The organism is Vibrio galatheae (assembly GCF_000967545.1).
Classification (GTDB): Bacteria; Pseudomonadota; Gammaproteobacteria; order Enterobacterales; family Vibrionaceae; genus Vibrio; species Vibrio galatheae.
Genome location: NZ_JXXV01000016.1, coordinates 275,868 through 290,492 on the forward strand (window position 1 = coordinate 275,868; position 14,625 = coordinate 290,492).

Consider the following 14,625-nt stretch of genomic DNA (forward strand, 5'->3'; position numbering starts at 1 on the left):
ATGGTGTGGTTTACATTCGGTTGACGGCATTAATCAGGCCGCTAACTTGCTTTTTGCTAAGGCTCTCAATACGCAGAGGCATAAAACCAAACAATTTTTGGCATAGCTTGCGCATACCATTCTCTGTAGGGGCTTTGGCCTTTGCTGCCCAGCGGTTGCGTAGGTACTTAACTTGAGCCTCTGTAGCGTGTACCACAGGGGCTTTTGTGCGGTAGTTTAAGAAGTCAACCAGAGCAATTAGCTCATCAATATCAAGCTCAGCAGCACTACGAACGCTGAAGTGTTGCTGCAACATGCTGCGGTAATCATCTTCGTAATAAGCGTAGAAATCGGTGTACTTTTGAGAAAGATGCACCTGTGCCAGCAAGCGTTTACGAAAGTCTTGCTGTTTTTTAGTTAACTGACGTTTAGACATGCTGCCTCTTTAAAAAACTTATTGGTTTAAATGTGCTTTAATCTCGGTTTAAAGGGCGTTTAAACGGAGGTTAAAGCACACTCAAGTGAGTGCGCTTTGGTTAAGTTACAATTTGCTAGGGTCAAGTGGGATTTGAACGTACTTACCGTTACCGTCACGTTCATAAAGGCGTAGATAAGAGCTTGTGCCAGTGATTTTGATGGAGTCTGCGATTGCATCCATTGCTTCAGTCCACTCTGCATCTTCAATATTGAGCTGGCGAAGAGACAGCACTTGGTTAACATCAATGTGACCTTGTTTGTTCACACGGAATGCATGTTCAACCAGCGCTTTAATCTTGTCGTCAGAGCCTTCGTTCCAACGTTGAATGCACTCATCAATCTGAGCTTTTGCTGCTTGAATGCGCTCATCAAAGATGCGGTGTTCACCAACAGCACGCATTAGCTTGTATTTGCCGTCAAAGCTCACTAACGTAACATTGCCCTTAGCACCGCCGTATTTAACGCTGTATTCACTGGCTGATAAGTCAACAAAGTCAGCAATTTTGCTCATCGCTTTAACTTTAAAAGCTGCCATCTGTGCTTGTAGCTCTTTGCCTTCTTGTACCAATTCCATCACCACTTCATTACGCAGTAGGTCGATTTCTTTGATTTGTGATACTGGTACAAAGTGGCCTAGTGCGTTCTCTCTCATCTCAGTTGTGTTCATGGTTCATATCCTCTGAAAAAATGTCTGTTAGCTTATCGTGGAGCATTTGAGCGGCTTGCTTGACCATCTCATTGAGTTGTTCGTTATCGCCTTGTATTAGCTTTAATCGAATGTCCATGTTGTCTTCACTATCGATAAAGCTAATAACGACTTGTGCTTCATTTTTTTGCATGGTTACTCCACCGTAATTGGTAAAAACTTCCAGCCGTCGCCATCATGTTGAGGTGCAATTACTTCAACTTCAGTAAAGCTAGCTTGCTTAGCGTCCTCATAAGCATTGACTAGTGTTTCAATGTCTTGAGGGTGTACACCTTCTTTGTTGTTCAGGTAGTTAAGCTGTTCTAACAAAATGCCTAGATAATGCTCTTTAGTAATAGTTTTCATAGTGTTACTCACTTAATCTCAATAGCTCTACGGATTTGCTCTTTATGCTTATGGTCACCGTTGTTAGCGATAACTTTGAGCAAGTAAGGCATGGTGTAATTGCGGTATTTTTCTGGTAAGCGGTGCTTTTTAAGGGTGATGGTCATGATTGATTCCCTCCAAAATAACGATCACTTGGGCAAAGCTCTCCAAGTGCGGTGTATAGGCCATTTAATGTGCCTTCAATGGTCACTTGCACCATTGCAAGGGGAGCATTAACAAACACGTTGGCTCTTGGTTGGTGTAAGCGTTCATCAGCTTCTAATTTAGAGATTTCAGCGCGGATAAAAGCTTCTGATGAGCGGGTATTCCATGCTTCTTTAGCGTCTTCATGTGAGAGGTAAGTATTACCGTCACACTCCCAGCACTCGATCCAGTGGCTAGTTTCACCACACTGACCAAAAGAAGGCTGAGCACCACAATGGGGACAAGGTTTAATTGGCTGTGTCATAGCGTCCCCTTAATCCAAAATGACTGAATTTGAAGCCATCTTGATATGCATCGGAGATAAGACTTCGTTTGTCATGCCACTCATGCGCTTAGCTTTGCGGAAAATATGGCAAGAGCGGCGGATATCTTGGGTAAACTTCTTGATGTGCTGCCCCATGTCACCAAACAGAAGGTCTCTGTCAGTGTCGTTTAGCCCTTGCATCTTGTATTTTTCACTGATGCGAGAGTAAAGCTGAAGCAAGTCACCGCCACGCCCACGTAGATTGCTAAGTAGTGAGTAAGTACCAATCAAAACAACTGGCACATTAGAGAAGTCATGAATACGGCGAACCGCTTCAAGGTTGGTTGTGGTTAGGTTTTCAGCCTCATCAATAAGCAGAACGCGCTCACTACGTTTGAAGTTTTCAACCACCGCCATAAGTAACTGCTCAGAGTTACCAACAGGACTTTTGTCACCTTGAGCCTCAAGGATTTTGGTCAGTAAGCTTTTAAGGCTGATTGATGGGATGGTTTCAATCAGTACCGCTTCTGGGTGATTTTCTGCATACGCTTTAACGGCTTCAGTCTTACCAGTGCCAGCTTTACCTAGAATCGTGCCCATGCCACCAGAGATCATCACTTCGTCAATGGTAAAGTGCGCCAGTTTTAGGTCTTGAGTTGCCACGGTTGTAGCAGTTGTTTCTGATTTTTGACCGTAGTTAGCCATGTAATCAGCGAACTTTTTCAAGTTATCTTCTGATACTTGGTCAGTTTTACCTGTCTTGACCAGAGAGACCGTACCTGTACTCACGCCAATAGAGCGTGCTATACTTGCACCTGTCAGCCCTGTTTGCTCAATGAAATCATTGAGTTGTTTTGATATATCGTTCATCTATCAAATTCCTTAAATTAGGTTGATATAAATTGTCTTGTTGGAGCAAAACAATTTGTAATGAGTAGCACTGGCTGCTCATTACAGATTGCTTTAGATGTTGGCTGCGCTCTTCATCCAGTCCAGATACGCCACGTTTGCATCTTCACCACTTACCTGTTTCTCTTTCTCAAGCTCTGCTACGGTTTGTGCCTGCTCTAGTTCAATGCTGATATGCTCATCACGCATGGTTCTTTGGTATTCGTTAAACTCTTTCTGAGCTTGTTTAGCCAGCTTCTTAACGGGGTTAACCACGCGCTGTTTGTACTGCTTCTTGTTGTTATTGATCTCTTCCACAGTCACGCCATCACGGGTTAGGCTGCGGTCTTCAATAACGCATACAAACTGACCATGACGGAACATGAATAGCTCATTGCTGTTATCGATGTTCTCGATCACTTCTACAGAGTCACCAATCGCAACGTGTTGCCACATCTCGAAGTTAAAGAACTTGGTTTTCTTATGAGTAACGCCCTGTTTTGATACCTTGCGTAGTGCGCGTTTGCCCAACAACTTGTACAACTGCGACAACTCAGCTTGAGGCATTGGATCATGCTCAGTGCGTTTGTCGGCTTCTTTCATTGCAACAAAGTTATCTAGCCAGTTTTCAGCTTCCCACCACCACATAAAATCAGATTGAATGTTGGTTTGAACGCCTGATAACTTCTCGATCTTGGTGGTTGCTTGCGCTTCTAAATGCTGACGCTGAGCCACACCGTGACCAATAAAGCCCGGCAACGCTTCAAACTCTTTGCTGTGCTGTAGGCTTCTGAAACTACGCTCAATTTTGCCTTTTTCATCACCACGGCCTTTGCCTGTTGCTACATAGGTAATACCCATGTCACGGATAACCGCTTGCATGTGCTCAGAAACGTAATCCGCACCGTTATCACCCTTGATCTGCTCTGGTTTGCCTAATGTAGCGATAGCTTTGAACAGCAAACGAACGTTGGCATAAGAGTTTGAGCTTTGGTATAAGCCCAATACTGTTGCACCTGTGAAGTTATCGACAATGCGGATAACTTGAGGGCGCACAAGGTGATAGTTTTCGCTTGGTACTTTGTTCATGTAGTCACGAACGCCGTCTGTATGCGGTACTTTCACCATGAGATCGAGCGGTGTCGCATCAATTTCCCATTGCTGATTTGGATATAGCCACTCTCTACCTAAGCTAGGCTCAGCGTAGATAAAGGCATCCATACCAATTTGGGTATATTCCTTCACTAGCTGATCTGTTTCTAACAGGTAGCCAACGGCACGGTTAAATGCACTCTCACTCACATCTGATTTTGGTTCCCTTACATCTAGAGGTAAGCCGTAGCGTTTGGAGTATAGGAAGCAGTAAAAGCCCCAAGCCGTTGTGTTATGCATATTTGCACAGCCCAAACACGCCATTTTTACTAGCTCTAAATCCGCTTTAAACTCTTTACCACCGCGCTTGTCTTCAAGTGCGCTGCGTCCACCTTTTTCAAAGGCTTTAGTCCAACGTTTAATGCGAGTTTGTAGAGCTTGAGGCTTGCTGTCAGATGCGTGTTGCATGATGAGAGCTTTTACAATGGCACTGAGCGGATGCCCAGAAGCATTGTAAAAACTAACAAGAGCTAGTTTTTCGTCAGTCGTAGGCTTCGCTAGGTTAGCGACAGTAGGTAGAGCGGCAGGGTCTATAACGCTGTTGAGCTTCACCTTTTTCTTAGGGCGTTTAGGGGCTTGCTGTACTTGGGTGTAGCGGTATGCTTTTCCGTGTTCATTGCTGATCACATTAAGTGCAAAGGTTAACCCCTTGCACTTAATGTGTGATAGACCAGAATCTACAGCCTTTTTAGATAGACCTCTGATGTAACGTTCAGTCACGCTAATTTCTGAACTGATGTCAGCGGAGGTTAAAATTGCGTTCACTGGTTACCCTTTTCAAGCTCGTTAGTTGTTTCGATATAACCAAGTTCAATCAATCGCTTAGCTACACCAACATATTGTGTACGACCATTTAATGCGTTTAAGAAACTTTGGTAGTTGATTGACTCAACTCGGCAAAATCTCTTAAGCGTTCCGTAATCAAATATGATCTTTTCCTTTAGTGTCATGTGAACTACCTTTTGGTATATTAAGCTAACAATTTTGACTATAAGGCAAACGTACGTTTGGGTCAATACTTAAAACTAAACAAATGTGGTGATTATGATAGCTGAACGATTAGAAAAAGTCAGAACTGACAATGGTTACAGCAATAAAAAGGACTTTACAGACGCTTTAGGCATTACAGATCAATCATATAGAAACTATATGAAAGGAGATAGAGTAATCCCAACGGATGTTTTGGTTAAAATCAAACAATTGTTTGGTGTGAGTATTGATTGGCTTCTAGACGGTGATGAAAGTACTGAAACGACAAAGCATGTATCTATAAAACAATTTGATGTTGCACTGTCTGCCGGAACTGGAAACCTACCTGCTGAATTTGAATTACAAGTAGGAGAAAGACCTTTTGATATTGAATGGCTTAATAGTCGAGGGTTGCAACCTGAGAATCTATCGTTGGTGAACGTACAAGGTGATTCGATGGAACCTATGTTTAAGGATAGAGATGTAGTCATGGTTGACCATAGTAGAACTCACCTCAATGCGAATTTTCCATTTGCTATCTATCACGAAGGTTCGCTGTATATCAAATTTGTGCAGAAGAAAGAAAATACTCTAACCCTTCATAGTGTAAATACACTCTACCCACCTATTCATATAGATCTAGAAAAAGAAGAGTGCAGAGTTCTAGGGTCAGTTGTTTGGCAAGCTAGATCGTGGCTTTAATAAGTTCCTTAGGTAGCATCGAAAATGCAGCTTTTAACACTGTCACTTATATATCAATAACTTACACCTGTTCCTTAGTTGTTCCGATGGTGTTCCTTAGGTCTTTTTTAAGGTGGTTTTCCTAATTGCTGGTAATTACAACCACTTTAAAAACAATGAGTTAAAGTCGTCGCTGTCAATTGGATCATTTTGAACGAAATTATTAGATCATTTCGAGCGACGATTCACAGCTTAAACCCCACACGACGTTGAGGCCCTCGACTATTGGTTCGGCATGCCAAGAGCTTGCGTTGGTCTGGAATCCGCAGGTTAGTCCTAAGCAAAGAATCAAGAGTGTCGTTTTCATACCAAATCCAGTTTGAGTCACCTTAATAAGCATAGTCGGTGTTGTTCGCTGTTATCACAGTCATAAATGTTTTATCAATTTTTTCTTGATATGATCAATAAATGCGCTATTATGACGATGAGTCAAAAATGACGAGTCGTCATTAATGTGTTTATAACGTAAATGGTATTCGTGTTACAATAGCAAGGTTAGGGAGTAAACGACTGAGACGGTGAGATAATCATGTTTGGTTTTGGCTGTAAGAAAAGTGATAGAGAAGAGAGTTCTCGCTGTGCATTTGGGATGACCAAAAAACAGCAGGCGATTGCAGATAGAGAAGTTGAACTGACTCTGTTGGCGAAGTCACTTGTGCAAGAACAGGGCTGGAGTAACTTGACGATGGATAAGTTAACGTCAGCCAGTGCCTATTCAAAAGGGACTATCTATAACCATTTTTGCAGTAAAGAAGATGTGATTATGGCGCTGTGCATACATTCACTCAAGAGTGAGGCTGTTTTGTTTGCTCGCGCCGCTGAGTTTGAAGGGAATACTCGTGAAAAGGTGGTGGCATTACATGTTGGTTATCGAGTGTATGCTCGCATGGAACCTGTACTGTCGACTTGTGCCATCATGGCAAAAAGTCCATGGGTATTGGAGAAAGCTTCACCAGAGCGTGTTAGAGAACTTAATACGTTAGAAGAGCAAGTGATTGATCAGGCTGATCAATTAATTGTAGCTGGTGTTGACCACGGGGATCTTAAATACTCCCCTGGAATCGGCTCGGATGCGATTGTCTTTGCCAACTGGGCACTGGCATTTGGTTCTAATGCATTAACTCAGAACGCTTCAAACAGTCACTGTATTCAGCGACTACAAGACCCTTATACCGTGCTCAACAATGCCAATATGTTATTAGATGGATTAGCGTGGAAACCGCTTTCCACAGAGTGGGATTATCGTAAAACTTGGCGAAGAGTTGAACAAGAGCTGTTCGCGCAAGAGATCGAATACCTAGAGTCTGTGGGTCGATAGCGGCTACTTGTCCCATCACTAAAGCCCGCAAGGGCTTTAAAAATACTCATTAATGACGAATCGTCACAAAATTGAGAATAATTCTTGGAATCTAATCAATAGGTTCAGAGGGGGTTATCTAAGTACCAGCATAGGCTGGTTTTTAAATAACAACTTTTGACGAAACGTCACGAATGGAGAGTGTGATGACAGCTCAACATAACAACTTAAAGCAGCCTTCCCCCTGGCTGACTATGCCGACTCGTTACAGTTGGTGGGTGCTATTGGCGACAATAGCGATAATCCTTATTTCCACCTTAGGTGGTAAAAACCTTTATTTTAGAGGAGATTACGATATCTTCTTTGATGGTCAAAATGCTCAATTAAGGGCGTTCGATGAGATACAAACCACTTTCGCCAAATCTGATAATCTCGCCATTGTGATCGCGCCAGCGAGTGGTGATGTATTTGAAGCTGAAACGTTAACTTTGCTTCAAAAACTGACTAAAGATGCTTGGCAAGTCCCTTATTCGAGCAGGGTTGACTCTCTCGCTAACTTTCAGCATACAGAAGCGTTTGAAGATGATTTAATTGTCGAAGACTTATTGCTTGATGATTATCCACTTACCGCTGAACGAATTGAAAAAATTAAGCGTATTGCGTTAACCGAGCCTGTTATCAAAGACGCGTTAATCTCGCAAGATGGCGATGTGACGGTCGTTAACGTTACTGTTCAAATGCCAGAGATTGATGAAACGGCCGAAATCCTTGAGATCGTCGGTAGCGTCGATTCACTGATCGCAAAATACCAAGCGCAATATCCTAATGTGACCTTTCACAAAGCGGGTATCATCGCCATGAACTATGCGTTTATGACATCGGCGCAACAAGACAGCGCCACTCTCGTACCTACGATGCTGTTAGTTATCCTTGTCTTTCTGACCTTTATGCTACGTTCGTTCCTGAGTGTGATTGCAACACTTGTCGTCATTATCGGCTCTGTTGCGGCAACCATGGGACTATCTGGATGGGCTGGCATGTTCCTTAGCACAGCCACAGTCAACATTCCGACCTTAGTTATGACGTTGGCCGTCGCAGACTGTGTGCATGTTATTGCCACCATGCGACAAAACCTTAAGAAAGGTTACAGCAAGGCTTACGCAATCGATCAAAGTGTTGCTATCAACTTCATGCCAATCGTGATTACCTCTGTAACCACAGCGATTGGGTTCTTGATGATGAATATGTCCGATTCCCCTGTGTTGCGCGATTTCGGTAACCTAGCGGCTCTCGGTGTAATGATTGCGTGTTTCTTGTCGGTCTCATTACTGCCAGCGATGCTAAAGCTACTGCCTGTTAAGGTTAAAGTAGTGGATGAGAAAAGCGCGGCTTCACAGGACTTCATGGATAAATTGGGTGATGCAGTCGTTCGTTACCGCCGCGCATTACTGCCGATTTCGGCGCTTGTTATCGCAGTGTCGGCCACTTTGCTCCCGCTGAATAAAGTCAACGATGAATCAGTTAAATACTTCGATACGCGTAGTGATTTCCGTCAAGCGGCAGATTTTATGGAACAGCATATCAGCGGCATGACGACTATTAGTATCGCCGTAAAAACAGGTGAATCTCAGGGCATTGGTGATCCTAAGTTTTTACAAACCATGGGCGATTTCACCCAGTGGTTGCGATCACAACCAGAAACTGACCACGTCGCAACTCTGTCTGATGTCTACAAACGTCTTAATAAAAACATGCATGGCGATGATGATTCTTACTACAAGCTTCCGCTGGATAGAGAGTTAGCTGCTCAGTATTTGCTGCTTTATGAGATGTCTTTGCCTTACGGACTCGATCTGAACAACCAAGTTAACGTTGATAAGTCGTCTATCAAACTGGTCGTCACGGTAGATAACTTGGGTAGCGTCGAATTGGTTGAACTCGAAAACCGTATTTATAACTGGTTTGCAAACTATGCCCCTCAGTACCAAGTGGTCGCATCTAGCCCTTCTTTGATGTTTGCGCACATTGGCGAAACCAATATGGCGAGCATGCTGTCGACCTTACCTATCACCTTGGTTCTGATTTCAGCTTTGATGGTATTTGCTTTGCGATCAACGCGTTTAGGTCTAATAAGTGTCGTGCCAAACATGGCCCCCGCAATTATCGGCTTCGGCTTGTGGGCATTGCTGTCCGGCGAAATTAATCTAGGTCTGTCAGTTGTTGTCACCTTGACACTCGGCATCGTGGTTGACGACTCGGTTCACTTCTTATCGAAATATCAGCGCGCACGTAAACAGGGGCAATCGGCTGAACAAGCGGTTCGTTATGCGTTCCACACCGTCGGACGAGCCCTTTGGATTACCACTGTTGTGTTGGTGGCAGGTTTCTCTGTACTCGCGATGTCAAGTTTTAGACTGAACTCCGATATGGGGCAGTTGAGTGCGTTGGTGATTTTTATCGCGCTGGTGGTGGACTTTGTTTTCCTACCCGCATTGCTGATGCGTTTCGACACAACAAGCTATGTTGAAGAATCTCAAGACAAGTTAAACCCAGTTAGCGCAACCCCAGCCACACAAACTCAAAGTTAAAAGGAAGTTATTATGCAGATTCAAGCAAAAACACTCATTCAGTCGATGGTGCTCTCCACTGTTGTGCTGTTTGCAGCACAAGTGAACGCGTCACCAGAGCGAGGTTTAGAAATCGCAACAGAACGTAAAGCGCGCGATGAAGGTTGGGGTGATTCAGTCGCAACGATGAAAATGATTTTGCAAAACGCACAAGGCGAAAGCAGTACGCGTGAGATGCGCTTACAGTCGTTTGAGATCGATGGTGATGGTGATAAAGGTCTGACTATATTTGACCAGCCTCGTGATGTGAAAGGGACGGCGTTTCTCAACCATTCTCACAGTGTCGAGGCCGACGACCAGTGGCTTTATCTGCCAGCGTTAAAGCGAGTAAAACGAATCTCTTCGCGTAATAAATCTGGCCCGTTTATGGGCAGCGAGTTCGCCTACGAAGATCTCAGCTCGTTTGAGTTAGAAAAATACACGTTTAACTATCTCGGTGATAAGCAGGTAGCGGACACTCAAGCGTTTCTTGTAGAGCAGATCCCAACAGACAAAAACTCGGGTTACACCAAACTACTGGTTTGGTTAGACCAAGAGTATTACCGCCCTATCAAGATAGAGTTCTATGACCGAAAAGGTGCGCTGCTTAAGACGCTTCAATTTGATGATTACAAACAGTACCTCAATCAGTACTGGCGCGCGCATACGATGGCGATGGTCAATCATCAGAATGGGAAAAGTACTACGCTAACGACCAGCAATCTCGATTTCCAAACAGGTCTGAGCGAAAAAGACTTTGAGAAAAACGTACTCAAGCGCGTTAAGTAAGAGGTGCTATGAACACACTATTGAGCATTGCTGGCAGATTGACTGCCAGCTCAGTACTGACAGTTGTTGCGTTACAGTGTCACTCCGTGGAGTTCTCTGGTCAAGTCAACCTTGAACACCGTCAGTTTTTCTCCGATGGCGCTCAAGGCCAAGACAAAGGCCAGAGCTCGCTGGTACTTGAGCCTGAACTTTATTGGCAATTGGGTGACAGCTCCGACTTTACGTTTAGCCCTTTTTATCGCGTCGATAGCTTAGACGAAGAACGGACTCATGGAGATATCCGAGAAGCGCTTTTTCTTAACTATTGGGATGACTATGAAATAAGAGTTGGTGTCGGCAAAGTCTTCTGGGGAGTGACGGAATCGGCGCATTTGGTAGACATAGTTAACCAAACTGATGCAATAGAAGCGGTAGATGGTGAAGACAAGCTTGGACAGGCGATGCTTCATTTCACCTCAATCAAGGAATGGGGCACGCTCGATGCGATGGTATTGCCATATTTCAGAGAGAGGACGTTCTCAGGTATTGATGGTCGATTACGGCCAACAATTGCAGTATCAAAAGAGGCGATCTATGAATCGTCACACGAAGAGAGGCACGTCGATTATGCATTAAGATACACCAAGATGCTCGGTGATTGGGACGTCGGAGTCAGCTACTTTCAAGGCACCAACCGCGATCCTTACTATCAATTGAATGGTTACAAGCTTCAGCCGTACTATGCACAAGCGAAGCAAGTTGGCCTTGATGTTCAAGGAATAGTGGGAGACTGGTTGTGGAAACTAGAAAGCATCTATCGAGACAGCTTAGATCATCATACTGGCCTATTGTCTGGTTTTGAGTACACCATAGTGGGTGCATTTGATACGGTTTGGGATCTCGGCTTAATCGCTGAGTACCTCTACGACAGCCGAGGGAACAATGCGCAGACTGTCGGGCAAAACGATCTGTTTGCCGGTGCGCGACTGGCTCTCAATGATGAAGACAGTAGTGAACTATTGTTGGGTATAAGTCAGGATCTCGATAACAGCGATGTTTATAGCGCTAAACTTGAGGCATCGAGCCGAATTAACAACCATCTCTCATGGGCGATCGACGCCTGGTGGTTCGAAAACGAGACGCCCGATGATTTGCTCTATTTTGCCCGCAAAGACGATTTCATCGAAGTCTCTTTAGAGTACTACTTTTAGAGTGATCCCGTTCACCTTTTGAAAGAGTGATCTTTATTCCAAGAGTGAGGGGGCTGATCTAGCTCCCTTTTTACTTTTTTTCTGCTTAGCACCTTAGCCAATTCGTGTAAAGCTTGGACAAATTTTGTGGGCTTTATAAAACGTCAGTCATTCATTTGAAGTGATGATAAGGGTAAAGGGTTAGGTAGAAATGAAATCATTTGAATGGGATGCGTGTTACGAAACGGGTCTTGACCAAGTCGATGAACAACACCAGTACTTAGTCGAAGTGATCAATCGCTATGGTGAGCTCATCGCACAAAATAGCATTTCGATTCAAGATATCAGAATGGCTCTGTTTGAACTCTCGCGCTACGCCGAATTTCATTTTAAAGAGGAAGAGAACTTAATGCGCACGTCTGGTGTGTATGGCAAGCATATAGAAGAGCATATCAAAGTACACCGTGCTTTTATGACTGATATTATCAGCATGCAATCATTTATAAGTGAAGAGAATAAAAAATCGTCTGAGCACTTACTCAACTTCCTCATTCACTGGTTGGCGTACCATATTCTCGGTATCGATCAGAATATGTCTCGCCAAATAAAACAAATAGAGCAGGGCGTAGATCCTAAGATTGCTTGGGAGAATGAAGAGAAAAAACAAGACCATTCGACAGAAGCATTGTTGAAAGCGCTCAACGGTTTATTTGAGCAAGTGTCAGAACGCAACAAAGAACTGCTTGAACTAAACCAGCTTCTTGAACAAAAAGTTGAGCAGAGAACCAAACAACTCTCAACGGCGAACAAGCAATTAGAAGCGCTGTCGCTGACTGATTCCTTGACCAAATTGCCCAACAGACGCTGTGCAATACGTAAACTCAAAACTTATTGGCACGAGTCAAGCCAAACCAGTGAACCTTTAGTTTGTATCATGATTGATGTTGATTATTTCAAACAGGTCAATGATAGCGCTGGTCACGACGCGGGAGACAGGCTTTTGATCGAACTCTCGCAAACCTTATCTCATTCATTTAGAAGCGATGACCTTGTTTGTCGATTAGGCGGCGATGAATTCTTTGTTATTTGTCCCAACACAGATACGGAAGGTGGGGTTCATATCGCGGAATTTACCCGCCACAAAGTCAATCAAATGCTGGTTCCCGTTGGGGAAAGCGTGTGGCGCGGTAGTATCAGTGTTGGTGTTGCCCAGCGCACAGCGGAAATGGAAGATTATAATGATTTAATTAAAGCGGCAGACAACGCGGTTTACGCTGCAAAATCTCTAGGACGCAATCGCGTTTGTCATTCAGTTTCGCTAGTTGAATTAGAGTGATTTTAGCATCCACACATCACAGCCGCTGTGCTCTGTACCATCAAGTGGGCGCTCTAAGTGATGAAAGCCGAGCTTTTCATACAATGTGATCGCGGATTGCATCGAAGAGAGCGTATCAAGATAACACTGCTGGAAACCTTGCTCTTTGGCAAACTCTAAACAGCGTAAAGTTAGCGCTTTGCCTAACCCGAGCCCACGGCTTTGGGGAAGCAAAAACAGCTTTTTCAGTTCGCAAGTTTGAGCCGAGTGAGCAAAGGGAGCGATACCGCAGCCGCCAACAATGCTGCCATCAATGCTAGCCACCAAGTAGATACTATTTTTCTCTCGCGTGTAGTATTGGCTCATCGCAAGGACTTCGGGATCGGATGGACCAAATCCTTCGCCTATGGCGCCAAATTCTTCACCTACCGATTTAATAATCGCACAGATATCCTTGTTGTGATCTGGGCGAATTGGTTCTATCAAAAGTGTCATTTTGGCTCCTTAAAATGCGAATTGATCGTTCGATATGTTGGTGCAAAAAGCACTTTTATCAAGCGTTGAGACGAAAATTTATTCAAAGACAGTAAATAAGGTTATTTCAATTTGGATTTGACCTTGTCATTCGTTACTATGTACAGCTACTTGAAAATACCGAAATTCCCTTCAGGGAAACCTTATAAATACTACCAGTAGGTAGATGAGGAAACGATGCAACATCTAGAAGAGATCATTGCTAGCGCGAACGCAGCTATTGAGGCTGCTGGTTCGTTAGTCGCACTTGATGAAGTGCGTGTTCAGTATCTAGGCAAAAAAGGTGAGCTAACGGCTCAGCTACAAAGCCTAGGTAAACTACCACCAGAAGAGCGCCGTGAAGCGGGTCAAGAGATCAATAAAGCGAAAGGCGTTGTTCAACAAGCTATTTCAGCTCGTAAAGATGCACTGCAACGTGCGGAGCTAGAAGCGAAACTCGCTGCAGAAACTATCGATGTGACTCTGCCGGGGCGTCGTATCGAGAACGGTGGTCTACACCCAGTTACTCGTACGGTTGAGCGTATTGAACAATTCTTTGGTGAGCTAGGCTTTAACACTGAGTCTGGTCCTGAAATTGAAGATGCATTCCACAACTTTGATGCACTCAATATCGCAGAAGATCACCCAGCACGTACTGATCACGACACCTTCTTCTTTAATCCCGATCTAATGCTGCGTACTCACACGTCTGGTGTACAGATCCGTACGATGGAAAATGGTAAGCCACCGTTCCGCTTCATCGCTCCGGGCCGTGTTTACCGTAATGATTACGACCAAACGCACACGCCAATGTTCCACCAAGTGGAAGGCATGCTCGTTGACGAAAACGTTAACTTTGCGCAGCTTAAAGGCATTTTGCACGACTTCCTATGTAACTTCTTTGAAGAAGAAGTTGAAGTTCGTTTCCGTCCTTCTTATTTCCCATTCACTGAGCCTTCAGCAGAAGTGGATGTAAAAGGTAAAAACGGTAAATGGCTAGAAGTACTCGGTTGTGGCATGGTCCATCCGAACGTTTTACGTAGTGTGGGCATCGACGCTGAGAAATACTCTGGTTTTGCATTCGGTATGGGCGTTGAGCGTCTTACTATGCTGCGCTACGGCGTAAACGACCTACGTGCGTTCTTCGAGAACGACCTTCGTTTCCTAAAACAGTTCAAGTAATCCAGGG

General features: G+C 44.2%; 17 protein-coding genes. 7 read left to right on the forward strand and 10 right to left on the reverse strand.

Features of this window, described 5'->3' with window-relative positions; translation table 11 throughout:
* Positions 1 to 10: 10 nt before the first annotated feature.
* The 9 genes from TW81_RS09890 to TW81_RS09925 form a co-directional block, all read right to left on the reverse strand.
* Positions 11 to 415, reverse strand: a complete 405-nt coding sequence (locus TW81_RS09890; protein ID WP_045955534.1) for a phage protein GemA/Gp16 family protein — start codon at positions 413 to 415, stop codon at positions 11 to 13.
* Between the two features lie 105 nt (positions 416 to 520).
* Positions 521 to 1,123, reverse strand: coding sequence for a DUF3164 family protein (locus TW81_RS09895; protein WP_045955535.1), 603 nt, complete (start codon positions 1,121 to 1,123; stop codon positions 521 to 523).
* The gene (locus tag TW81_RS09900; RefSeq protein WP_045955536.1) at positions 1,110 to 1,295 is read right to left on the reverse strand and encodes a hypothetical protein; all 186 of its coding nucleotides are present in this window, start codon (positions 1,293 to 1,295) and stop codon (positions 1,110 to 1,112) included. Before TW81_RS09900 ends, TW81_RS09895 begins: the two co-directional genes overlap by 14 nt.
* 2 nt (positions 1,296 to 1,297) lie before the next feature.
* Positions 1,298 to 1,507: a hypothetical protein gene (locus tag TW81_RS09905; RefSeq protein WP_045955537.1), complete on the reverse strand. Its 210-nt coding sequence runs from the start codon at positions 1,505 to 1,507 to the stop codon at positions 1,298 to 1,300.
* Positions 1,508 to 1,515: 8 nt separating this feature from the next.
* Positions 1,516 to 1,653, reverse strand: a complete 138-nt coding sequence (locus tag TW81_RS19270) for a hypothetical protein (protein ID WP_156020543.1) — start codon at positions 1,651 to 1,653, stop codon at positions 1,516 to 1,518.
* A complete protein-coding gene (locus tag TW81_RS09910; protein ID WP_045955538.1) occupies positions 1,650 to 1,997 on the reverse strand; it encodes a hypothetical protein in 348 nt (115 codons plus the stop codon). Before TW81_RS09910 ends, TW81_RS19270 begins: the two co-directional genes overlap by 4 nt.
* Positions 1,998 to 2,006: 9 nt before the next feature.
* Positions 2,007 to 2,867, reverse strand: coding sequence for an AAA family ATPase (locus tag TW81_RS09915; RefSeq protein ID WP_052706178.1), 861 nt, complete (start codon positions 2,865 to 2,867; stop codon positions 2,007 to 2,009).
* 93 nt (positions 2,868 to 2,960) lie between these two features.
* Positions 2,961 to 4,802, reverse strand: coding sequence for a DDE-type integrase/transposase/recombinase (locus TW81_RS09920; RefSeq protein ID WP_045955539.1), 1,842 nt, complete (start codon positions 4,800 to 4,802; stop codon positions 2,961 to 2,963).
* The gene (locus TW81_RS09925; RefSeq protein WP_045955540.1) at positions 4,799 to 4,987 is read right to left on the reverse strand and encodes a hypothetical protein; all 189 of its coding nucleotides are present in this window, start codon (positions 4,985 to 4,987) and stop codon (positions 4,799 to 4,801) included. The genes TW81_RS09920 and TW81_RS09925 overlap by 4 nt, the downstream gene beginning before the upstream one ends.
* 94 nt (positions 4,988 to 5,081) lie before the next feature.
* Between TW81_RS09925 and TW81_RS09930 the strand changes: the two genes are divergently transcribed.
* The 6 genes from TW81_RS09930 (at position 5,082) to TW81_RS09955 (ending at position 12,944) form a co-directional block, all read left to right on the forward strand.
* A complete protein-coding gene (locus tag TW81_RS09930; RefSeq protein WP_045955541.1) occupies positions 5,082 to 5,708 on the forward strand; it encodes an XRE family transcriptional regulator in 627 nt (208 codons plus the stop codon).
* Positions 5,709 to 6,276: 568 nt separating this feature from the next.
* Positions 6,277 to 7,065, forward strand: coding sequence for a TetR/AcrR family transcriptional regulator (locus tag TW81_RS09935; RefSeq protein WP_045955542.1), 789 nt, complete (start codon positions 6,277 to 6,279; stop codon positions 7,063 to 7,065).
* A 185-nt stretch (positions 7,066 to 7,250) separates the two neighbouring features.
* The gene (locus TW81_RS09940; RefSeq protein ID WP_045955543.1) at positions 7,251 to 9,632 is read left to right on the forward strand and encodes an efflux RND transporter permease subunit; all 2,382 of its coding nucleotides are present in this window, start codon (positions 7,251 to 7,253) and stop codon (positions 9,630 to 9,632) included.
* Positions 9,633 to 9,677: 45 nt separating this feature from the next.
* A complete protein-coding gene (locus TW81_RS09945) occupies positions 9,678 to 10,439 on the forward strand; it encodes an outer membrane lipoprotein-sorting protein (protein WP_239424330.1) in 762 nt (253 codons plus the stop codon).
* Positions 10,440 to 10,447: 8 nt separating this feature from the next.
* Positions 10,448 to 11,629, forward strand: coding sequence for a hypothetical protein (locus TW81_RS09950; protein ID WP_045955545.1), 1,182 nt, complete (start codon positions 10,448 to 10,450; stop codon positions 11,627 to 11,629).
* 190 nt (positions 11,630 to 11,819) lie between these two features.
* Entirely contained in the window at positions 11,820 to 12,944 is a 1,125-nt protein-coding gene (locus tag TW81_RS09955; RefSeq protein WP_045955546.1) for a GGDEF domain-containing protein, read from the forward strand.
* On the opposite strand, the gene TW81_RS09960 is transcribed toward TW81_RS09955, so the two are convergent.
* On the reverse strand, positions 12,936 to 13,418 hold the full coding sequence (locus tag TW81_RS09960; RefSeq protein ID WP_045955547.1) for a GNAT family N-acetyltransferase: 483 nt from the start codon (positions 13,416 to 13,418) through the stop codon (positions 12,936 to 12,938). The two genes, TW81_RS09955 and TW81_RS09960, sit on opposite strands and share 9 nt — an antisense overlap.
* A 216-nt stretch (positions 13,419 to 13,634) precedes the next feature.
* Between TW81_RS09960 and pheS the strand changes: the two genes are divergently transcribed.
* A complete protein-coding gene (gene pheS, locus TW81_RS09965; RefSeq protein ID WP_045955548.1) occupies positions 13,635 to 14,618 on the forward strand; it encodes a phenylalanine--tRNA ligase subunit alpha in 984 nt (327 codons plus the stop codon).
* Positions 14,619 to 14,625: the final 7 nt, after the last annotated feature.